The organism is Spirillospora sp. NPDC052242, assembly GCF_040679555.1.
Lineage (GTDB): Bacteria > Actinomycetota > Actinomycetes > Streptosporangiales > Streptosporangiaceae > Spirillospora.
Genome location: NZ_JBFAUZ010000024.1, coordinates 61,110 through 81,839 on the forward strand (window position 1 = coordinate 61,110; position 20,730 = coordinate 81,839).

Annotated in this window: 22 protein-coding genes and 4 pseudogenes; 8 read left to right on the forward strand and 18 right to left on the reverse strand. The window is 68.9% G+C overall.

All coding sequences use genetic code 11. The features are described 5' to 3' along the window. Positions 1-27: 27 nt before the first annotated feature. From AB0L25_RS20715 to AB0L25_RS20730, 4 genes are read right to left on the reverse strand one after another with little or no spacing between them, the layout of a single operon-like run. Positions 28-1,083 carry a zinc-dependent alcohol dehydrogenase gene (locus AB0L25_RS20715; RefSeq protein WP_500174261.1) on the reverse strand — a complete coding sequence of 352 codons (1,056 nt, stop codon included), beginning with the start codon at positions 1,081-1,083 and terminating at the stop codon, positions 28-30. Between the two features lie 25 nt (positions 1,084-1,108). Next, complete coding sequence (locus AB0L25_RS20720; protein WP_500174262.1) at positions 1,109-2,407, reverse strand: four-carbon acid sugar kinase family protein; 1,299 nt, start codon at positions 2,405-2,407, stop codon at positions 1,109-1,111. Beyond that, entirely contained in the window at positions 2,404-3,669 is a 1,266-nt protein-coding gene (locus AB0L25_RS20725; RefSeq protein ID WP_500174263.1) for a RuBisCO large subunit C-terminal-like domain-containing protein, read from the reverse strand. Before AB0L25_RS20725 ends, AB0L25_RS20720 begins: the two co-directional genes overlap by 4 nt. Before the next feature lie 35 nt (positions 3,670-3,704). After that, complete coding sequence (locus AB0L25_RS20730; protein WP_500174264.1) at positions 3,705-4,724, reverse strand: 2-keto-3-deoxygluconate permease; 1,020 nt, start codon at positions 4,722-4,724, stop codon at positions 3,705-3,707. Between the two features lie 95 nt (positions 4,725-4,819). Between AB0L25_RS20730 and AB0L25_RS20735 the strand changes: the two genes are divergently transcribed. Continuing rightward, positions 4,820-5,380, forward strand: coding sequence for a hypothetical protein (locus AB0L25_RS20735; RefSeq protein ID WP_500174265.1), 561 nt, complete (start codon positions 4,820-4,822; stop codon positions 5,378-5,380). Here AB0L25_RS20735 and AB0L25_RS20740 read toward each other — a convergent pair. The 4 genes and pseudogenes from AB0L25_RS20740 to AB0L25_RS20755 form a co-directional block, all read right to left on the reverse strand. After that, positions 5,350-5,553, reverse strand: coding sequence for a hypothetical protein (locus AB0L25_RS20740; protein WP_500174266.1), 204 nt, complete (start codon positions 5,551-5,553; stop codon positions 5,350-5,352). The genes AB0L25_RS20735 and AB0L25_RS20740 overlap by 31 nt on opposite strands. Beyond that, a complete protein-coding gene (locus tag AB0L25_RS20745; protein WP_500174267.1) occupies positions 5,535-5,771 on the reverse strand; it encodes a hypothetical protein in 237 nt (78 codons plus the stop codon). Before AB0L25_RS20745 ends, AB0L25_RS20740 begins: the two co-directional genes overlap by 19 nt. A 121-nt stretch (positions 5,772-5,892) precedes the next feature. Then, entirely contained in the window at positions 5,893-6,168 is a 276-nt protein-coding gene (locus AB0L25_RS20750) for an RICIN domain-containing protein (protein WP_500174328.1), read from the reverse strand. Positions 6,169-6,663: 495 nt separating this feature from the next. Then, positions 6,664-6,897 (reverse strand): annotated as a pseudogene (locus AB0L25_RS20755) (helix-turn-helix domain-containing protein); the annotation flags it as partial. A gap of 319 nt (positions 6,898-7,216) precedes the next feature. Between AB0L25_RS20755 and AB0L25_RS20760 the strand changes: the two are divergent. Beyond that, positions 7,217-8,980 (forward strand): AfsR/SARP family transcriptional regulator, encoded by a 1,764-nt coding sequence (locus AB0L25_RS20760; RefSeq protein WP_500174268.1) that lies wholly within the window; start codon positions 7,217-7,219, stop codon positions 8,978-8,980. A 148-nt stretch (positions 8,981-9,128) separates the two neighbouring features. Here the strand turns inward: AB0L25_RS20760 and AB0L25_RS20765 are convergent, their stop codons facing one another. The 5 genes from AB0L25_RS20765 to AB0L25_RS20785 form a co-directional block, all read right to left on the reverse strand. Further along, on the reverse strand, positions 9,129-9,344 hold the full coding sequence (locus AB0L25_RS20765; protein WP_500174269.1) for a hypothetical protein: 216 nt from the start codon (positions 9,342-9,344) through the stop codon (positions 9,129-9,131). A gap of 74 nt (positions 9,345-9,418) precedes the next feature. After that, positions 9,419-9,892, reverse strand: coding sequence for a S26 family signal peptidase (locus AB0L25_RS20770; protein WP_500174270.1), 474 nt, complete (start codon positions 9,890-9,892; stop codon positions 9,419-9,421). Positions 9,893-9,929: 37 nt separating this feature from the next. Next, positions 9,930-11,792, reverse strand: a complete 1,863-nt coding sequence (locus tag AB0L25_RS20775) for an ABC transporter ATP-binding protein (protein WP_500174271.1) — start codon at positions 11,790-11,792, stop codon at positions 9,930-9,932. Further along, positions 11,789-12,319, reverse strand: a complete 531-nt coding sequence (locus AB0L25_RS20780; protein ID WP_500174272.1) for a thioredoxin domain-containing protein — start codon at positions 12,317-12,319, stop codon at positions 11,789-11,791. The genes AB0L25_RS20775 and AB0L25_RS20780 overlap by 4 nt, the downstream gene beginning before the upstream one ends. 35 nt (positions 12,320-12,354) lie before the next feature. Continuing rightward, positions 12,355-12,915, reverse strand: coding sequence for a MauE/DoxX family redox-associated membrane protein (locus tag AB0L25_RS20785; protein ID WP_500174273.1), 561 nt, complete (start codon positions 12,913-12,915; stop codon positions 12,355-12,357). 406 nt (positions 12,916-13,321) lie between these two features. Between AB0L25_RS20785 and AB0L25_RS20790 the strand changes: the two are divergent. From AB0L25_RS20790 to AB0L25_RS20805, 4 genes and pseudogenes are all read left to right on the forward strand, one after another. After that, positions 13,322-14,174, forward strand: a pseudogene (locus AB0L25_RS20790) (IS5 family transposase); the annotation flags it as partial. Positions 14,175-14,705: 531 nt separating this feature from the next. Next, on the forward strand, positions 14,706-16,136 hold the full coding sequence (locus tag AB0L25_RS20795) for a radical SAM protein (protein ID WP_500174274.1): 1,431 nt from the start codon (positions 14,706-14,708) through the stop codon (positions 16,134-16,136). Positions 16,137-16,525: 389 nt separating this feature from the next. Beyond that, positions 16,526-16,900, forward strand: coding sequence for a hypothetical protein (locus tag AB0L25_RS20800; protein WP_500174275.1), 375 nt, complete (start codon positions 16,526-16,528; stop codon positions 16,898-16,900). A gap of 31 nt (positions 16,901-16,931) precedes the next feature. Further along, complete coding sequence (locus AB0L25_RS20805; protein WP_500174276.1) at positions 16,932-17,312, forward strand: hypothetical protein; 381 nt, start codon at positions 16,932-16,934, stop codon at positions 17,310-17,312. Positions 17,313-17,569: 257 nt separating this feature from the next. On the opposite strand, the pseudogene AB0L25_RS20810 reads toward AB0L25_RS20805, so the two are convergent. Continuing rightward, positions 17,570-17,692 (reverse strand): annotated as a pseudogene (locus AB0L25_RS20810) (IS30 family transposase); the annotation flags it as partial. A 45-nt stretch (positions 17,693-17,737) separates the two neighbouring features. Here AB0L25_RS20810 and AB0L25_RS20815 point away from each other — a divergent pair. Beyond that, positions 17,738-18,228 (forward strand): annotated as a pseudogene (locus AB0L25_RS20815) (NUDIX hydrolase); the annotation flags it as partial. A 16-nt stretch (positions 18,229-18,244) separates the two neighbouring features. On the opposite strand, the gene AB0L25_RS20820 reads toward AB0L25_RS20815, so the two are convergent. Beyond that, complete coding sequence (locus AB0L25_RS20820) at positions 18,245-18,418, reverse strand: hypothetical protein (protein WP_500174277.1); 174 nt, start codon at positions 18,416-18,418, stop codon at positions 18,245-18,247. Positions 18,419-18,519: 101 nt separating this feature from the next. Between AB0L25_RS20820 and AB0L25_RS20825 the strand changes: the two genes are divergently transcribed. Further along, on the forward strand, positions 18,520-18,840 hold the full coding sequence (locus AB0L25_RS20825) for a hypothetical protein (RefSeq protein WP_500174278.1): 321 nt from the start codon (positions 18,520-18,522) through the stop codon (positions 18,838-18,840). Here AB0L25_RS20825 and AB0L25_RS20830 read toward each other — a convergent pair. From AB0L25_RS20830 to AB0L25_RS20840, 3 genes are all read right to left on the reverse strand, one after another. After that, the gene (locus AB0L25_RS20830) at positions 18,825-19,217 is read right to left on the reverse strand and encodes a YccF domain-containing protein (RefSeq protein ID WP_500174325.1); all 393 of its coding nucleotides are present in this window, start codon (positions 19,215-19,217) and stop codon (positions 18,825-18,827) included. The genes AB0L25_RS20825 and AB0L25_RS20830 overlap by 16 nt on opposite strands. Before the next feature lie 172 nt (positions 19,218-19,389). After that, on the reverse strand, positions 19,390-20,397 hold the full coding sequence (locus AB0L25_RS20835; protein WP_500174279.1) for an LLM class flavin-dependent oxidoreductase: 1,008 nt from the start codon (positions 20,395-20,397) through the stop codon (positions 19,390-19,392). Then, the gene (locus AB0L25_RS20840) at positions 20,394-20,696 is read right to left on the reverse strand and encodes a DUF1330 domain-containing protein (protein WP_500174280.1); all 303 of its coding nucleotides are present in this window, start codon (positions 20,694-20,696) and stop codon (positions 20,394-20,396) included. The genes AB0L25_RS20835 and AB0L25_RS20840 overlap by 4 nt, the downstream gene beginning before the upstream one ends. Positions 20,697-20,730 lie beyond the last annotated feature (34 nt).

Consider the following 20,730-nt stretch of genomic DNA (forward strand, 5'->3'; position numbering starts at 1 on the left):
CATCATCCAGTGGCGTCGAGATGCAGTCTATGGCTCGACGGCGTTGCGGCTCGGCAGCAGCAGAACCTTGCACGCCTCACCGGTCAGCAGCTGGACGGCCTCGTCCACGCGCGCGAGCGGCATCCGATGGGTGATCAACCACTCGAGGTCGAGCCGGCCGGACTCCAGTAGCAGCAGGGTCTGTTCCCAGGTCTCCCACAGCCGTCGTCCGAAGATGCCGCGCAGGGTGATGCCCTTCTTGTTGATGTGCGCTGCGATGTCGACCTCGGCGGCACGGCTGGGGTGTCCCACCGTCACGATGGTCGACTCCCGCCGTGCGGCCTCGAACAGTGTCGTCAGGGTGCCCGGTGCGCCGGAGCATTCGAAGGCGACGTCGAACCCGCCGCGCCGCCCGGTCAGCTCGCGGCACCGCTCCGCGACGCCGTCGCCTGGAGCGATGGCCGTGACGCCGAGCCCTTCGGCGTGCCGGCGCCGGTGCTGGTTCGGCTCGACGACGACCACGTGCGCGGCGCCCATCTGCCGGGCGAGGTAAGCGATGATCAGCCCGACCGGGCCCCCTCCGCTCACCAGCACCGCTCGTCCCGCGACCGAGTAGTTCGCGCGCTGAACGGCGTGCACCGCGACGCCCGCGGCCTCCAACAGCGCACCGGTTTCCAGCGATGCGCCCTCGGGCAGGGGGACGCAGATCTCCTGGGGTGCGGCCATGTATTCGGCGAACACGCCGTCGATGTGCATGCCGATGATGCCGGTGCGCTCGCACGTGTGGGCATCGCCGGTGCGGCAGGGGAAGCAGCGGCCACAGGTCAGATGGCTCTCGAAGGCGACCCGGTCCCCGACCCGGAGGCCCGTGACGCCGGCGCCGATCTCGACGACGGTGCCCGCGCCTTCGTGCCCGAGTACGGTCGGCAGGTTGAGGCCGAACGCCTGCGCCGAGGGCGTCCACTCGTAGAGTTCACGGTCGGTGCCGCACAGGGAGGCGGCCGCGATCTGCACGACCACGTGCCCGTCGGTCGGCTTCGGATCGGCGTGGTCGGTGACGTAGTCGACGCCGCGACCTGCCTGGTTCTTGACTATGGCCTTCATGAGTCCGTCCGTTCTGGTCGTGGACTTAAGAGATGTGGCCGGCGAAGCGGCGCAGGATGTCGGGCGGCCCGACCTGGCCGCCCTTGAGGAGGAGGCGGCAGCCGGCCACGGCGGCGGCATCGTCGGTGCGGCAGACCGGGCCGGCGGTGACGAACTGGTCGGCCACCCGCAGCCGGCGCACGCCCATCGCGGTGAGCGCATGGCTCGACGTGTCGCCGCCGAGCACGGCGATGTCGCGGGTCAGGCCGGCCATCGCCATCCGTGCGGCGAGGCCGCCGATGAGCCCGCCCACGTGCTCGGCTGCGATGGCGCCGCGCGCGTAGCGGGGGTCGGCGATGCCTCGCGTGGTGTGGACGACGACGTCGCGGCCCGCCGCCAGCGCGGTGCGGACCCCGTCCTCGATGAGGGCCTGCGTGTCAGGGGCGGGACCGTCGAGGAGCTCGGTGGGGACGGCGACGTCTTGCCAGCCGTGGGCGACGGCATCGTCGATCTGGTCCGCGGTGACACTGGAGGCGGAGGCGCTCAAGGCCAGCACCGGTCCGGACGCTCGCTGCGGCTCCGGTGCGCGGGCCCGCCCCTGTGACACGGTCCTGGCCAGCGCGGCCATGATGCCGCCTGACCCGACGACCAGGGCGGGCGAGCCCGGTCGGCCGCCCTGGCGCAGCGCCGCGGCGATCGTGTCGAGGTGACGTTCCTCGACGGCATCGAGCACGAAGGCGGCGAGTTCGGGGTCCTGGCGCCGGTCGTGCCAGCGGCCGCTGAACGTGCCGTCGTCGTGGGCCGGCAGGTGCACCTCGCCGACGCGCGCGAGCGGGCCGGTGAGCTGGCCGGCGAGGATGCGGCGCAGATCGGATTCGTGCATCGGGGTCGACGGATGACGCGACATGACGGGGTGCCGGTCGAGCCGGTACACGGTCTGCGCGTGGGTCGCGTAGTGGTCGCTGAACACGGTGAAACGACCGAACTCGGGCTGTGCGGGCGCAACCGGAATCGGCCCGTGGCCGGGATGGCGCTCGCGCAGGAGCTCGATGCCGCGGCCGATGCTGCCGAGCGCCGGCGCGCTGTCGAAGGTCGAGCACACCTTGTAGAGCAGGACCTCGACGTCGGCATCGGCCATGCGCTCGAGTTGACGGCGGACCAGTGCATCGAACGCGGCGCCGCCGAGCGATCGCGCGGGTCCTGCGATGCCGACCACGTCCGCGTCGGTGGGCAGGGGACCTTCCCCGACGACCAGGACGGCGTCCAGGCCGTACTTGTGGGCCTGCGCGAGCACGTCGCTCGCGCCGGTCAGGTCGTCGGCGACGAAACCGAAGAGGGGGCTCATCCGGCGCCGCCGAACTTCTCGACCGCGTGCAGCAGTGCGGGATCTCCCTTCGCCGCCCGCCGGCGCGCCGCGTCGGCCAGCGGCTCGCCCGCCGCGGCGGCCGACCACGCCTGGCGCAGGCTGTGCACTCCGGCGCCCGGCCCGTCCGGGTGGGCGGCCACCCCGCCGCCGGCCAGCATCAGCAGGTCCATGGAATCGACCGCGGCGAACGTCGGGCCCGGGGTGGTGACGTTCTGCCCGGACGAGAGCGTCGGCACGGGGGTCAGCGTCGTCCCGAGCGGCGTGAGCAGGCTGCGGACATTGTTCGCGACCTCGTCGTCGGTCTCGTAGAACTTGCTGCCCAGGCCGCTGACATGCAGGTGGTCGGCACCGGCCAGCCGGGCCAGTTGCTGCCACACGCGGTAGGACGTCCCCAGCCCCGGCGCCCGCATCGACGCGGCCAGTCCGGCACGGTGCCCGTGGATGGGCACCGCGGCGAAAGAACGCAGCCACGCCAGCGCAGGCAGGCCCATGACCGGCACGTTGAGCATCACGCACCGCCCGCCCGCCTCCACGACGAGATCGTGACGCGCGCGTAGGCCCTGGAGGTCACCGGTGATGTTGAAGGCGTACATCGTCGGATGGCCGGTGACCTGCTCGGCCTTCCTGATCTCCTCGGTCGCGATCGCCGCGCGCCGCTCCAATGGCAGGTAGCGCGGATCGGTCATCAACTCGTCGTCCTTGATCAGATCGATCGCGGCGAGGGCGAGTTCCCGCACCACCGTGCGGAACCCGTCCTCGTCCAGGCCGATGTTCGGCTTCACGATCGTCCCGATCAGCACGCCCTCGACGTCCCCCATGAGCCGCCGCGTCCCCGGGATGCCGAAGGCCGGCCCGGCATGGCCGGCGATGAACTCCTCGGGGAGCCGGATGTCTTCCAGCCTGCAGGCGTACAACGCACCGAGCTCGAAAAGGTTGCCCGCGACGGCGCTCTGCAACGTCGCCAGGTCCGTACCGACGTTCTCCATCGGGAACTCGACGTCGACCATCGCAGCGCGGACCTTCTCGGGGTTCGTCCGCGACGGCAGGGCCGGGCGGCGGTCCTCGAGCAACTCGACGCGCGTCACCCTGGCACCATGCCGCTCGTGCAGTTCCGGCGTCTCACCCGGCACCGCGACGAACGTGCCACTGGACTGTTCGCCGGCGAGGATCGCCGCGGCCCGTCCGGGATCGATCTCGGACTCCAGGTAGTAGGTGCAGCGGATGGTCCGCCGGTCGCGCATCGATTTCTTCTCCTTCTCTGCTGGATGGGGGACGCTCAGGCCGGCGTCTCGGCCACGGGGTCGTTGCTCGTCAGGCCGCCGGCGCGCTTGAGCACCCAGGAGGCGACGACCGGCGCCAGGACGGCGGTCACCAGCACCGCCGACGCGGCCTGGGCGGCGGCCGACGGCACGAACGGCAGGAAGCGCGGGTCGGCGGCGGCCACGACCGCGGGCACCGCGACCGCGTTGCCCGCGGTGGTGCCCGCCGCGAACCCGATCCCGCTCTTCTCCTTGCGCCGCAACACGAACCGGTAGCCGAGGTAGGTCAGACCGCCGGTGAAGAAGACCACGAACGCCCCGAGGACGATTCCCTGCAGACCGCCGGTGACGACGACGGACAGGCTGATCCCGGTGCCCACCGCGAACGACATGAACGGGATGGTGACGTTCGGGACATGCTCCAGGACGTGTGTCCATTCACGGTCGACCGCACCGATGACCAGCCCCAGCACGAAGGGCACGACAGCGGCGACCAGCGCCACCACCGGGATGTCACCGAGCCCGGACGCCCCAAGGTAGAGCAACGCGAGGAACGGTCCGTCGTCGAAGGCGCTGGCGACGTAGGCCCCGGTGTCGCGTTCATCGCCGTACTCGCCCGCGAAGGCGAGCCAGAGCGCGCCATTGCTGTTACCCATGATCGCCAAGAGGGCGAGGATCGAGACGCCCATGACACCGTCGATCCCGACCAGCAGCCCGAGGGCGACGGCGACGGACGCCGGGATGAGCGTCTTGCACACCAGCACCACACCGGTCGTCGTGGCCGCCGCTTTGCCGTTGTGACTGCCCGTGATCTGCGCGCCGGTGGCGAAGACGAGCAGTGCGATCAGTGCGAGCGCACCGTCCTTGAACAGGGCCTGTGTGAATCCACCGATCTCCAGCACCTGAGGGGCGAACGAGTTGATCAAAACACCCAGGGTGAGCGGGATCAGCATCAGACCCGCAGGGACCTTCTGCATCAATGCGAAGAGCGGGAGCCGCGAGCGGCCGTGCTGGAGAGGCGCCATTGACATCCTCATGCCCCTTCGTCCGCGCCGCAACTGGACGGCGTCACCGACGATTTGTCCGTACGAATTGTACGTACTTTAAGGTGTCGGCTTGGCTCGGGCAAGAGGTGACCGCGACCGGTTCAGTCGTCGGCGCCGACAAGGAGCGGCCCGCCCCCGGCCTCGAGAAACACCGGTACAGCCTTCAACGCCAAGTCGGCGATCACGACGTCGAGCCGTTCTGTCGGGCCACGATGCCCGGCGTCGAGACGGGCACGTACGGCGCTGTGGAGGACCTGGCCCGCAACCGCGTGAACCTGAACAAGGTGATCACGTACTGGCCGAACATGCTGGCCACCCCACGGGAGTTGAAGCTGCCCATGGCCCACCGCACTGACCTGGTCCACGACCGCACACGCGTGATCAGTCGCCTGCGCGAGTTGCTGGAACGCCAACTACAGGTCACCAACACCGGGCCGCTGGTGCTGCTGACCGGTTATCAGACCCCGGCCGCTCTGCGTCAGGTCGGCCGGGCCGGGCTGGAGACCTGGCTGCGCAACCGCAAGGTCCGCGGCGCGGTCCAGTTCGCCCGGGCCGCCATCGATGCCGTCGACCGGCGGCACCAGCCTGCCCGGCGAGCCCCTCACCGCCCAGCTGATCACCGTTCGACCACGTTGCGGCGCCGGTAGAGGGCCGGGTCGAACGCCGGCGGGCGCCCGCCGGTGTTCAAGCCACGGCGGGCGCGTCCGGCCTTCTGATCGGCGCGTTCGGGGATGGTGGCGGCGATGCCCCGCTCCCGCAGCGTCCGGCGGATCGCCGCCGAACTGTAAGCCGTGTCGGCGATCACCGCACCGGCCGGCACTGCGGACGTCCCCGCCCGGCCCGCGGTCCCCGGATCCCCTCCAGCACGTCCGGGAAGACGGTGCAGTCGTTGACGTTGCCGACGGTCGCCAGGATCGACAGCGGCAGGCCGCCCCCATCGGCGGCCAGGATGAATCTTGGTGTCAGCCAGCTCCGCGACTGGGATCTCCACGACGCCGGTCGGCTCGCCCCGTCGGCCAGTGGTTCGTCGTCGGCCATGAGGGACGAGTCGTAGCGCAGGCCCAGGTCACGCGCTATGGCCAGGGGTGGGGCCCAACTGTATCGATAAGGGTGTTTCACCTGCCCTTCCCGGCCTCGTTGATGGGGGCGGCGGCCGTGTTCACCCGGCCGCGGACGTGTCGGGGTCGAACTGGAAGACCTGGCCGTCCCCGGCGGGATTGCAGGGGAGTTGGTGGAGCGAGGTCCCCTCGTCGGTCGAGCTGGCCGGGACGCCCAGGCACAGGCCGCTGTGCACCAGGCGCAACCGGAAACCGGGGGCGGGGGCGGAGACCCGCTCCAGGCGGTAGTCCTCTCCTCCGGCGTTGGCTCCCCGCTCACTGCAGTAGTCGTCGAAGACGAAGGCGCCGGGCGCGGTCTGCGCCTCGCGAACGCCCATGCACCCGGAACCGAAGGTCGGATGCTCGGTGGTGATCCGGTGGGTGCCGCCGGGCCCGGGGAGCAGGGTTCGGGCGGGGGACGCGCTTGAGCAGGGGAATTGGCGGACCCGCCCGCTGGTGTCGCCCTCTGCTTCGGAGAGGCAGAGTCCCGAATGGACCAGCCGGACGCGGTAGCGCCCGGGTGCCGGGACGGCACCTTCGTCCGGGGCGGTCGACGGTCCCAGGTTTCGCGATGCCCCCGTCGGACGGTCGAGGGGGTGGGAGCCCCCGGACGACAATGCGACCGTCGTGAGAACGAGCGCGATCACGGCAAGGGAGACCGCGGTCGTGCGGGCCGGTGAGCGAGGCGTCGGACGTTCGCGTGGGGGCGGGGCGCCCGCGGGTCCGGTCGGGACCGGGCGCCGGGCCGTCGCCTCGTCACCGTCGGCGACCCGTTCCGCGCCGTCGACCGCCGCCACCGCCAGGCGGCGCCGAGCCTCGACCCACTGCGCGACCTGGTCCGGTGGGCACCCGCAAGCCCGGGTGAATGCCGCCACGAACTCCTCTCGCGGCAATGTCGTCCGTCCGAGCACGGTGACCAGAGTGCTCTTCGGCAATTGGTCGCCGGCGGTGGCCGCTCGCTTTTCTATCTGCCGAAAGCTGAGCCCTGACCGGGCCTTGAGTCGTCGCAGCTCGAGAACCAACTCCCCCGCGGTGGACGGATCCGGTGGATTGCCAAGCCCGGTCACGTGTCGACCACCTTCCGCGTAAGCCCATGGCGCTCTTCTCGATGTGTCCGGTGACCTGCCCGGACATCATCGACCGAACTCGACCGACAGGGATTCTTGCCCGCGTCCACCGGCAAGTCAAGACTGCCTCATGAGAGGCTCCGTCCGCGCGGACCGTCGTTTCATCTGAAGTCCAGAGCACTTCCTCTTTCTGCTCAGTGAATCCGCAGTCCGGCGCCGGATCCTCTTTTCGTCACAGGTACACACAAAGGAATCGGGAAAGGGCATGAGCCACGTTCCTCCGGCGCGACCGGCGCCGGCCTTCAGAATCCTGGGCCGAGTGGAGCTCTACCTGAACGGGAGGCGCGAGCGCGTCGGTGGGCCGAAGCTGAAGGTCTTCCTGCTGGCCCTGCTGGTGCACCGAAACGATCCCGTGCCGCTCGACCGGCTGGCCGAGGCGATATGGGACGACAACCCTCCGACGTCGGCGACGGCGAACATCCGCAACTACGCGATGGCGGCCCGCCGGGCGCTCTCCCGGCTCGGCGATTCCGCCATCGTGACCGATGAGGGCGGATACCGGCTGGTCGTGGATGCGGAGCGGGTCGACTTCTTCCGCATGGAGGAGCTGGTGGCCGAGGGGGCGTCCGCGGCCGCCCGCGGGGACGGCTCCACGGCCGCCGGATGCGCCGCCGAGGCGTTCGCGCTCAACCGGGGCCCGGTCGGGCACGGGCAGGTCTGCGGACGGTCGCTGGCGGCCCGGCTGACCGCGCTGAACGAGCAGCGGCTGACGCTGCTGGAGGAGCTGGTCACGGTCCAGCTCGACCTGGGCGGGTACGCGGAGGCCGCCCGTCACCTCCGGCTCCTGCTCGGCGAGGTGCCGCTGCGCGAACGATGCTGGGCGTTGCTCATGCGCACGCTCCACCGCATGGGCGACACGGCCGGCGCGCTCACGGCGTTCCGGGAGGCCCGCGAGACGCTCGTCGAGCTTCTCGGGGTGGAGCCGGGGAAGGAGCTCCAGGACCTCCACAGGGCCGTTCTGAGAGGGGAACCCGAACTCCCCGGGGACGTGCGCCAAGGGACCCGTCTCAGCGCGCGGGAGCCCGCGGAACGGCTTGGTGGGCCGGGCCGCGGGGTGCCCCGGCAGTTGCCCCTGGGCGGCCGGTTCTCCGGCCGCGCCCGGGAACTGGAGGCCCTGTCCGCGGACCTGCTGCGAGACCGTGCGCTCCCCGCGATCAGCGTCGTCAGCGGATCGCCGGGCGTGGGCAAGTCGGCGCTGGCCCTGCGCGCGGCCCGCATGGTCGCGGACCGGTTCCCGGACGGGCACCTCTACGTCGATCTCGGAGGACCGGGGCGGGACGAGCGGGTGACGGCGGTCCAGGCGGCTGCGGGGTTCCTGCGAGACCTCGGTGATCCCGGCGCGACCACGGTCCGCGGTCTCGCCGAGGCAGTGCCCCGGTTCCGCTCTCTGAGCTCCCGGCTTCGGCTTCTGATCCTGATCGACAACGCCGTCCACGAGTCCCAGGTGGAACGGCTGTTGCCCACCGGGGCGGGCTGCGCCGTGGTGGTGACCTCCCGATGCGCGCTGCCCATCGACCATGCCAGCCACATCCGGCTCGGCGTCATGGGGATGGCGGAGTCCATCGCACTTCTGGAGGACCTCGCCGGGACGGAACGCGTCAGGGCCGACCGGGACGCCGCCGGTGAGCTGGCCCGGCGATGCCGGTTCCTCCCGCTCGCCCTCCGGGCGGCCGGGAGACTGCTGACGGCCCGTTCCGACAGGTCCCTGAGCAGCGTCGTCGCCGAGTTCGCCGAGGACGCCCCCCGGATTCTGGATCGGTACGGCGATCCGGGCGTGAACTGGCGTTTGAGGACGGCGTACGAGCGGGTGGTCCGCGACACACCGGGGATCGGGCCGCTGCTGCGGCTTCTCAGCACCTCCGGAGATGCGACGATCACGACTGCGGATACCGCGAAGATACTCGGCGACTCGTCGGGCCGGGTTCTCGATCACCTGTGCGACGAGTGCCTCATCGAACCGGCTCCCGAAGGCCGCTATCGGGCGGTGCCCCTGCTCGAGCTGTTCCGGGGCCTTCTCCGCTGACTGCGGACGGCCCGGTCGGGCGGGGGCCTCGCGAGACGAGGCCGCCCGCCCGGGCGCGCTCACGGCGCGCGGCGGGCGGGCGGCCCGGGGGGTCACGGCGCGCACGCCCCCGAGAGCATGAAGCGAGCACGCCGGGAAGCCGCCGTCATCAGGCGGAGCAGGCTCCGCAGGAGGTCTCCCAGCTGTACTGGCGCACGCCGTCGCAGATCCGGTCGTACCTGATCTTGTTCTGCCACGGGACCGTGCAGCCGCTGACGCAGCAGCAGTACTGGTTGTAGCAGGCGGCGGCCGCCGCCTCCGCGGGCACCGGAGGAGCCACCATGTGCACCAGGCGCTCACCCAGTCGTTCGAGTTGCTTGACCATTTCCCTTCCTTTCTTCGCGGGGACTGTCATGAAAGACATTAATCCCCGGCCATCAGAACGCCATATAATTTCCGCTATAGGGGACGCGCGGACCGCTCCTGCGTTCCGCGCAGCACTTTCCCGACGACGTCCCGCTCCAGGTAATAACCGTGCGCACGCGAATCATGGCTGGAGTCCGCGTTGTCGCCGACCAGGACGAGCCGGCCCGGCGGGACCACGGGCTCGGGCACATCGCGCAGTGCGGGGATCAGGTCACGCGGGACGTCGTCTCCGGAACGCGCGAGCACCCGTTTGATCAGGCAGGGCCCGAGCCTCCGCCCTGGGGACGCCTGCGGCGTTCCGGGCTCGACGTCCCGTACCACCACCACGTCGCTGGGACGAACCGCGTCTCCTGCGACACGGCGCACCACGAGCCGCTGGCCCGGACGGAATGTGGGTTCCATGCTCGGCCCGATAACGGTGGCGACCAGATACCGCCGCCGCACCCACAGCAAGGCACCGGCGGCGGCAAGTGCGCAGCCCAATGGCACGACCGATTTCTTCGACATTCTCCCAACTTCCCGGAATTCCCCCAGGCGACGAGTCTCACGCCGTGGGCGTTTCCTCCAGATAGCCCCGCGACTGCAACCGGAACATTCGCGCGTACGTACCGCCGCGGGCCATGAGGTCCGCGTGGGCGCCCTGCTCGGTTATGCGCCCGTCCTGGAACACCGCGATGGAGTCGGCGTCGCGGACCGCCCCGAGCCGGTGCGAGACGAGGACGCCGGTTCTGCCCGCCCGGTACCCCTTCAGCCGCATGTGGAGCTCGTGCTCGGCCTCCGCGTCCAGGCCGGAACTCGGCTCGTCCAGAATCAGCAGGTCCGGCGTCTCCCGCAGGAAAGAGCGGGCCACCGCGAGACGCTGCCACTGCCCGCCCGACAGCAGGACCCCGCCGGCTTCCTCCTCCGTGTCGACATCGGGGAACATCCGGCTGAGGAGAGTGTCGTAGCCGCGCGGCAGCTCGGTGAGACGGTCGTGGACGCCGGCCCGCCGGGCGGCGCGTTCGAGCCGCGCCTGATCGTGCCGGGCCGAGAGATCACCGATGCCGATGTTCTCCCGTACGCTGAGGTCGTAGCACATGTAGTCCTGAAAGACCGTACTGAGGTGTGCGCGGAACTCGGCCGGGTCGAACTCGCGGACGTCGATGCCGTCCCAGCGGACGGTTCCGGCCGTGGGGTCGTACAGTCGGCACAGCAGCTTGACCAGGGTGGACTTGCCCGCGCCGTTGTGGCCGACCAGGGCGAGCGTCCGGCCGGCGGGGATGAGCAGATCGACTCCCCGCAGCACCCAGGGCCGGTCCTCTCCGTAGCGGAACCAGACGTCCCGCAGCTCGATCCCCCGCTGCAGCGGCGGGATCGGCCGCACCCGCTCGGCGACCTGGAGATCGGGCGGAGTGCTGATCACCGCCCGGTAGTGGCCGAACACCAGAAGCGCCTCGTGCGCCGTCGACAGGCTCTTGACCGCGTTGGCGAGCGCGCCCTGCGTGCCGGAGACCGCGGCGATGAACACCGCCACGTCACCGATGCTGAGCCGTCCGCTCCCGATGGCGCCTGCCGCCCAGACCAGGCCGCCCCCGGCCACCGACGCCGCCAGCAGCGCTAGGACCCCCTGGGTGCCGAGTGCCTTCAGGTCCAGCCGCCGCCGTGCGGCGTTGATCGCGGTCAGTTCGGAGAGCATCTTGCCGCGCAGGTGGTCCGCGGCGCCGAAGACCCGCACCTCCTTGGCGGCCTGGAGGTCGCGCAGCAGATGCGCGTAGAACATCTCACGCCGTTCGGCCGGGCCCAGCCGCCGGAAGAGCAGCGCGCGTCGATGATTGAGCGCGCGTTCGGCGATCAGCACCGGCAGGACGGAGGCCACGACGACGGCGGCCATGACGGGGGCCAGGACGAGCAGGGTCCCCAGGAACCCGCCCAGGGTCAGCATCGCCTGGACGAACTGGATGACGCCGCCGAGCACGCGGGCCGGGCTGTCGTTCCCCGACTGCTGGGCCAGCATGAGACGGTCGTGGAACGCCGGGTCCTCCAGCCGGGCGAGCCCGGGCAGACCGCCGACCTTCGCGAAGAGCCGGTCCTGAGTCGTCAGCTTCAGCCTGCGGCCGACCTCGGCCGAGGCGTACTCCGACACGTGCGGGAGCACCGCCGCGACGACCCCGACGGCGGCCAGTGCGACGGCCACGGCCAGCAGCGACGAGAGGCCGTCCGGGGCTCCGGCCGCCATCCGGTCGAGCAGCGTCTTGGTCAGCCAGGCGACCGCGACGGGCGTTCCCCCGGCGACCAGACCGGCCGCGGCGCACAGCGCGACATGCGCGGGAGCGGCGCGCAGGGCGAGGAGCAGCGCGGCCGGGGCGTCGCGGAACTCCGCCCGGAGTCTCCGCGAGCCCCCCGGCCGCCGCCGCGGGCGACCGGTCATGCCGGGACGGCGTCCGGCAGGTCGGCGACCATGCGCGCGGAGGTGAGGACCACGCGGTTGCCGTCGAGGACGCCGAAGGCCGGGGTGCCGTCCACCGCGAAAGCGGTCTGCACCGGGCCGTCCGGAAGCTCCGTGATCACCTGCGCGGCCTCGGTGAGCCGTCCGCGGTACTCCTCGACGTCGTCGGACGGCCCGTTCACCACGGCGAGGACGTGCTCGCGGCCGCCGGGGAAGCTCGCCGCGTAGCGCACGAACTCGGGCAGCGCCTCCTCGCACGGGCGGCAGCCGGCCGAGAAGAACCCGATGAGCAGCGGGGCGGGCAGCGAGTCTCGCGACACGGACCGGCCGTCGGTGGTCGTGGCGCTGAAGGGGGCGGGCACGTCGCCCATGTTCGGCCTGGGGCGGCGCCGTTCGTCGTCCAGCAGCCTGGTGTGCTCGCGAAGCCGCCGGACGACTCCCAGCGTGAAGACCAGGTTCACGGCGCACAGCAGTGCCAGGACGACCACCAGGGCGATGAGATAGGGCATGCGGACCTCCTTGGTGCGGGTTCGGGCCGTCGTGCTCAGCGGGACGCGACGTCCCGGCCGACGGCGAACAGGTCGACGATGTCGTCGAGGAAGGCGACCAGGAGCGCCGCCACGCACCCCGTGGCCGCGGCGATGGCGGCGCCACCCGCGTCGATCCGGGCACCGGGGCTCGCCGACTCGGAGACGAGCGCCACCAGAACGGCCGTGGAGAGCAGCGCGTTCCGGGCGACGTGCCGCCACCCCATGGGCGTCCCGCTCGCGCCGAAGCACCGGCAGGTGACGCGGTCGCCGTGGCGCATCGAGACGAGGATGATCGCGGTGAAGACCGTCAGCAGCGCCAGCGCGGTGACCAGACCGGCCACGAGCGGGGCCGCCGTTCGGCCCGCGAGCGCGATGCCCAGCAGCAGCGGAACCGCCGCCTCGGCGCCCACGGCCGCGACCGCGACCCGGTCGGCCCGGCGCCTCGGCGTGACCCCCAACCCGCGCACCGCGTCGACGAACGCGTTGAACGAGGCGCGGTCGCGCACCTTCGACAAGGCGGCGAGGACGAACGTGATCCCGATGAGAGACTCGCACCCGATCGCGGCGTAGCTCATCCAGCACTCCCCAGCGTGATTCCCGCCATTCCTCGAATCAAGCTAGCGAGGCCCCATATAAGGCCCATATAGAAGGCCGTACAGCCTTCTGTGACGCATTCGAAGATGGCTTGACATCCGCCGTGCGTCGTCCGCACTGGGAGATCTACGTATTAATAGACAGTGTCCTACGTGGTGGGTTTGATCAGTTACTTGTAGCAGGTGATGGCGACGGCGAGACCGAGAAAGGCCAGGTAACCACGGGCGTTGCGTTCGCAGCGCGGGGACAGGCGGCGGTAGTCGGTTAGCCAGGAGATGACGCGCTCGATCCAGATGACAGGTAGTAGTTCTCGGTTGCTAGAGCCTGTCCGGCGAATCTTGGTGTTCGGGCTGAGGACGATCTTGCCGGTGGGGTTGATGGTGTGTCGTGGTGCGACGGCATGAGTTGACCGATGCGGCGTGGCGGCGGATCGAGCCGCTTCTGCCTGCCCAGCCAGCCCGGGGCGGCCGGTGAGCCGATGACCGCACGGTGCTGAACGGCATCTTGTGGAAGCCGGCGACCGGTCTCCCTTGGCGGGATCTTTCCGAGCGGTACGGCAATTGGAAGACCGTCTATGAGCGGTACCGGCGGTGGGCCACCGACGGCACCTTCGACGCGATTCTCACCCACGTGCGGGTCCACGATGATTCGATCGGCCGCATCGAGTGGACCGTCAGCATGGATTCCACGATCGTGCGAGCGCACCAGTACGCGGCCGGTGCTCGCACAATGGGGAAGCCGGCGGGACGAACCGGGCATCCGGGCAGGCGCTCGGGCGGTCACGGGGCGGGCTGACCACCAAGATTCACCTGGCCGTCGACGGGCGCGGCCTGCCTCTGTCGATCGTGGTCACCGCCGAGAACGTCAACGACTGCACCGTGTTCCACAGGTGCTGGAGGGTATCCGGGTGCCGTGGCCCCGGGCGGGGTCGCCGCGGTGCCGGCCCGTCCGGGTGATCGCTGACAAGGCCTACGGTTCGGCCGCGATCCGCCGGGCCTTGCGGGAGCGGGGCATCGCCGCCACCATCCCCGAACGCGCCGACCAGAAGGCCGGACGCGCCCGCCGGGGCTCGCGCGGCGGGTGCCCGCCGGTGTTCGACCCGGCCCTCTACCGGCGCCGCAACGTGGTCGAACGGTGCGTGGGTCGGCTCTAGCGATGACGCGGCATCGCCACCCGGTTCGACAAACTCGCCCGCAACTACCGGGCAGGAATCGTCCTGATCAGGGCCCTGCTTTGGATCAGCGCATGGTCCACCGGACAGGCCCTAGAAGCGGATCGGGATGACGCAGCGTTCATCACCGCGACGCTGGCGCTCTGGCTGTACGAGAAGATCACCGCGCCGATCGGGCCGGACGGCACCCGCGTGCCCAAGGAACCGTTCGTCCTGCGGTAGCCACCGCGCACGTGACCGTCCCGTCCTCCGCCGCAACCCGACGAAGGATAGCGATGTCGCTCACCGACATCGGTCAGGTGCACGGCGCTTCCACGTGACAACGAAACCGTAGCCGCCCCTTGGGCCGGCCAGTGCACTCGGCGCGGCGCCTGCCGGGGCGTTGTAGGCACACGAAACCCCCAGTCGGTCTATTTGCCATGAATCGACATGAGGGCAAGCAAAACCAACATGACGGGCCGCTGCCACGCGTCCAGGTCCCGCAAACGCAATAGCTAATTAATATTAACCTCAAGTCGCAGAATCCGATGTTCGTCTTGCTGATCGAGGGTACTGCCTAGGCGAGCTAGTGAGCGACCTGTGACCGCCGGAGGGCAATAAATGTACAAGTCCGTCGACCCCAGTTGGGTTCCTCTCGCGCTGCCCGAATTGACCTTCCGTCAACGGGGGGAATATTGGCTTGCATTGAACCCCACAGTCCCGGCCTGGTTCGTGACAAATTACGCAGGCGCCTTGCTGCTGCAACTGGCGGATGGTTCGAGAGCGGTAGCCGACATCCATCGGCTTATCGTCGACTTCGGCATCGATATAGAACTCGGGCACGTCACTGAATTGTTCGAATCGGCCAAAAAATCGCTGCTCTTCAGTGCAGGTCGACAGAGTGAGAACGAGTGGGGTTCCCAACAACTCGCGGCGGTCCATCTTCATCTCACGAATCGCTGCAACCTGCAGTGCACCTACTGTTTTCGGGAGTCGTCGCCTGGCCTTCCCATCCATTATACGGCTGACCACTTCATCGATGCGCTCCACACGATGAAGCCGTTCGCGACCGAGAATCTGAAGATCACTTTTACCGGCGGGGAACCCATGATGTTTCCGGGCTTCGAATCCGTGGTGGAGGCCTCGACCGAATGCGGATACACCAATCTCCTCCTCACCAACGGGATGCTCATCAGTCCGGAGCGGGCGGAATTCATCGCACAGCATTTCAGTAGCATCACGATCAGCCTGGACGGCCCGACAGAGGAAGTGCACTCGGCTACCAGGGGGCGAGGCAACCACAAACGGGTACTCCAGGGAATCCGGCGGCTGGCCGATGCGGGCGCCAAGGTCCATGTGAAGGTCACCGTGTCCCCCGACAATCTTCCCTACTGCGACCAGGTCGCCAAGGTCCTTCCCGATACGGTTCCCGTTCAGTTCACTCCGATGATGCCCATGGGACGAGGGCAGGAACTACACCGCGACTTCATCGACAACGATGCCTTCGTGGGCCTGAACCGCGGCCTTGCCCGTGCGACGGATGGACGGATGTCCACGAGCTATATGCCCGGTCATCGAAGCAGGCGATGCCATGCCGGACTGTTCAACATCAGCATCGCCGACACGGGTGACGTCTATCCGTGCCATCTGTTCCACCAGGACCAATTCAAACTCGGCAACATCTTCACGCAGCCTTTCGGTGAGATATTCTTCGGTGAGCAGAATCGGTCCTACGTGAAGACGATGGACGTCGAGGCGAACAACGATATCTGCCGCTCATGTGAAGTGCGGTTCCTCTGTGGCGGCGGCTGCAAGGCGAACACTCTCCATTCGATCGGCGACTACCGGGGCGTGGACCGCTATTGCGGATACATCAAGACGACGATCACCGATGACCTGTTCCGGTCATGCGGTGTAGCGGTCGAGCCTGTGGACGGGATGGAGGTCGAAACTCTCACCGGCAGACCAGAATCCACGTTTCTGGGCATGCCGAGTATGGCGAGCAAGAGCACAGGAACCGGTGGCGGAATCGAGATGACCACGAGTGCATAGCCAGTAGGAGAAGCGACGTGCCCAAACCAGTTGACCACGATGGGCCAGACCCGAGCCGATACTTCCTGATTCCACGCGACCGGGAAGGGAACTACGTCGATTCGGCTGAGGAGATCGTCAGAGCGAATGGCGGGCAGGGTTACACGCATACGGCCCGTCCGGCCACTGCCAGGGCCTCAGACTCAGACCGGCTACTGCTCCTCGAAATGAAGAACGCACTGCCTCCACAAGTGGAAATCGTCGCAGAGAACCCGTTTCTCATTCTTCGGATCGACTCGGCCGAAGACCCGGATATGGATTTGCAATGCGCATGCCAATGCGGAGGAAGTCACAGCTGCGGTGGCCACGGTAACGGCATCGTATAAAGACGACTCGGTACAGGAGTAAAATTGACATCAGCAAATCAGGATGCGGGGAGCAAGTACTACCTCATCCCACGTGACAGCGAGGGCGAGTACATTTTCTCGGCCGAGCAGGTTGCCCGTGATAACGGGCTGACCGGCTTCACCCAGATCATCCGCTCGGCCAAGAGCTCTCCGACGGAGGGCGAGAACATGGTCCTGCTGGAACTCCAGCACCTGGTCTCGGGACGCATCCACCTGAACCTCGACAGCCCGTTCCTCGTATTGCGCATCGACAGCTCCGAGACCAGGGGACCGACTTCCTCCACCTGCCGGTGCGTCGACACCGGCTGCGGAATGGGAGCCACACAGATCGAGTCGGATGTACGCCCTCCCGGCAGGGGACAGGCACAGACTTCGTGAATACATGGCCACGCTGCGGTAACCCAAAGCTGTGGCTGCCGATTTCGACGGGAGGAGCAAAATGACCGTACCACCTTCCCAGCAGCGTTCCGACGGAAGTCAGTACTTTCTAATTCCGCGTGACCCGGAGGGCGAGTACATTCGTACGGCCGAACAGATCACCCGGGATCACGGTGTCACGAGTTTTACTCAGACAGTCCGCCCGAGCACAGGAAAGGTCTCGGACTCAGACCGGCTACTGCTCCTGGAGATGCGAAACGCCCTGCCCGCGCAGGTCGAGATCGTCTCGGAGAATCCGTTCCTCATTCTTCGGATCGACTCGGCCGAAGACAGCGATATGGCGTTGGCAACCTGCCAATGCCAATGCGGCGGAAGCTTCAGTTGCAGTGGCGGCGGCGGCGGTCACCAATGACCCGGTGGCAGAATCGGCACCCGGCCGCGTCGTTCATCACCAGACACAATCCCAAATCCTCGCCTTCCTCGCACTCGTTGAACTCCTTGCTGCCGTACGTCTACTCGCGCAGGCAGGCGCTGAAGCGGGCGTAGAGTACCGAGCCCGTGGTGCCTGCCACGCCGGTGCAGATCAGCCCGCCGCCCTCGCCCGGTGCGGAAGAGGGACTGTACGGTTTTCGGTGTAACTTTTGATCAAGGAGCGACCCATGACAACCGAAGAGAGCATGCCTCTTTGCTGCTCAGGCCCTGCTGCATGAGCCGGAAGTATTCCTCCCGCTCACGCACCAGCTTCCTGGGCCCTTGGGCGACCGTCCGAAGCTCCCGAACCTTGAAGTCCATCGCACCCCTCGAGCTGGGGTGTTGCGACGACCACTAGAACGGAAGGAGCAACTACGGGCCTACAGTGATCCCCGTCGGGATCCACGAGGCAGGGTCATCACTGTCGCCCACCTTGCGCTCGGCCCCGACCTTCCTGTCCCTGTCGGCGGTACGGACGCCACAGCGGTCTACTGGTCGCCGGTATCGACCGCGCTCACCCGCCGCCGGCCATTGATCACGAGACGATCCTCCGCGACGGCCTCGAACGCGCACGCTCGCAACTGGAGCACACCACCGTCGCTGCGACCTTCTGCACCGAGCCCTTCACCATCAGCGACCTGCGCCACATCTACGAAGCAGTGTGGGGATTCAAGCTGGACCCCAGCAACTTCCGCAGAAAGGTCACCCGGACCGTCGGCTTCCTCGAATCCACCGGGCAGCACTACCTTCCCCAGATAGGCCGCCCCGCGCTCCTGTATCGACGCGGCAACGCGACCACACTCTCCCCGCCCCTCCTGCGTTCCGGCCAGACCTCGCTACCCGAAGGCACGAGTTGATCCGTTGGCGATCCCGCTACCAGGCGATGCTGGGCTTACGGTTCGGCGGTCCGACCCATTCGTTCTCAGCCGTGGCGCAGTGGACCAGGGGGTGCGACTCATCGAGGGATTCCGGGGTGATCATGATGCTGGCGAGGCGCTCGGCCAGTGCGAGCAGGCCGGGTGCCTGCTGGAGGTTGCCGCCGCTCATGGGCAAACCGATCTTTGCGACGTCATCCAGGTGGGCTTGCGGATGGGGTCCTGAGGCCATGTCCGCTTGTACCTGAACCCGGCGAGCTTCTGCTGGGCGAGTTGACCGTGGAGCACGTGCGGGAGATATCCGTTCGGATCGTTCACGATCATCAGGCGGAAGGACGCGTGATCCGACAAGCAACGCTGAACCGGATCCGTGCGACGCTGCGCAGCGCGCTGAACGCCGCGCTGCGGGACGGCCTCATCACCGAGAACCCGGCGGCGTTGCTGGTGTTGCCGACGGCGCGGCGGCCGCGGGCGGTGGTGTGGACGGCTGCTCGCGTCGAGCATTGCGAACGTACGAGGGAGTGTCCGGCGGTGGCGGTGTGGCCCCCGCTGACGGATCTGCCTCCGGCTGCCTCGGCTCAGTCGGCGGCATAGAAGCTCCGCGGATCGTTCGTCGACACGATCTCACGGCCCAGCGGTGTCAGCGAGACGGGGATCAGCTTGAAGTTCGCGATGCCCAGCGGGATGCCGATGATCGTGATGCACAGCACGATGCCGGTGAGGATGTGCCCCAGCGCCAGCCACCATCCAGCGAAGATCACCCAGATGATGTTGCCGATGCTCGACGCTGCGCCCGCGTCCGTGCGCCGGACCAGCGTCGCGCCGAACGGCCAGAGCGCGTAATTGGCGATCCGGAACGACGCGATGCCGAAGGGGATCGTGATGATCAGGACGCAGCAGATGATGCCCGCGATGACGTAGGAGGCGGCCATCCAGATTCCGGCCAGCACCAGCAAGATGATATTGAGCAGGGTGGTTCACCTCGAGAATTCTTGCAGTCTCACCGGTGGCGAAGTCGTACAAGTAGATGCTCGTCCCCGAGGTGACGACGACTACCTTCACGTGGTGAGTGTTGCGGCCGTACCCGGAACGGCCCGGCGCCCTCCGCATGGCCGGGGGTCCGTGGCCGGCTCGCCGCCCCGCTCAGCCGGGAGTCTCGGCCGGGCGGCGGGCGGAGGCGAAGGCGCGCAGTTCGCGGGCGACGTCGGGGCCGGACGGCGTGTAGATGACCTCGCCGAAGCCGATGTCGCCGAGCCTCGCGAGCTTCCGGCCGATGCGGGGCGCGTCCCCGACCATGGTGGTGACGTCGATGTGCTCCAGGAGACGGCGGTCGCGGTCGGGCAGGTGGGTGACGTGGCCCTCGAAGGTCAGGAGATGGCGCTCGTCCTCCGGTGCCAGCGCCTCGAGTTCTTCGCGCCAGGCGCGCCCGCCGGGCATGGCGTCGACGGCCGCGGCGCCCCCGGCGGCGTAGGCGTTGTGCCAGTCGACGACGCGCCACGGCCCGACCGCCTCCCGGACGCGGCGGGACGACGGGTCCTCGCCGGGGTCGAGCACCGTGCCGGAGACGATCGTCGCGGTCGGCAGGGCGGGGTGGGGAGGGCCGATGATCCCGTCGGCGATCTCGGTGGCCAGCGCCGTGCCGCGGGGGCCGAAGACGCTGAGCCACAGGGGGACGTCCGCCGGGCGGGGGACGGTGAGGCCGTCGGCGTGCAGCATCCGGGCGGGCCTGCCGTCGACGGTCGCGGTGCGTCCGGCGAGCAGGTCGCGCACCGCGGTGACGTACGCGCCGAGGGCGTCGATGCGCATCGGGCGCTGCCCGACGGTGAGGCGGGCGGTGAACCCGGTGCCGAAGCAGGCGCGGAACCGTCCGCCGGAGACGCGGGCGACCGTGGCGATCGCGGACGCCATGGCCATCACCGACCGCTGCTGGGGGATGAGGACCGCGGTGCCGAACCCGATGCGGGTCGTCCGCCCGGCGGCCAGGGCCAGGTGGACGAACGGGTCCTCCCACAGCGGCGCGGAGTCGTAGATCCATACCCGGGCGTAGCCGAGTTCCTCGGCCAGGACGGCCAGGTCGGCGAAGTCCGGGCCCGGCGGGAGTCCGCAGGACAGTTCCGGGCCGGACGCGCCGGTGCTCGCCGCCGCGGTCACGTCGGAAGCTCGAATCCGGAGAGGATCACGACGTTCGAGTCGGCCGCCGCAAGCCGCAGCGGCTTGGCCTCCCGGTAGGAGGCCGACTCGTACCAGGCGCGGGCCGCCTCGACCGATTCGAACTCCACGACGACGGTCCGGTCGCCGTGCCATTCGCCTTCGAGGACTTCGGGTCGCGTGTCGACCGAGAGCACCTTGGCGCGGCTTTCGACCAGGGCCCGAGTGGACGCGCGGCTGTAGGCGTCCATGCCGTCCTGGTCCTTGATGGCCTCGGTCAATATGACATAGCCCTTGGGCATTGACTCTCCTTCGAGGGGCGGGGGCCTGGGCGTG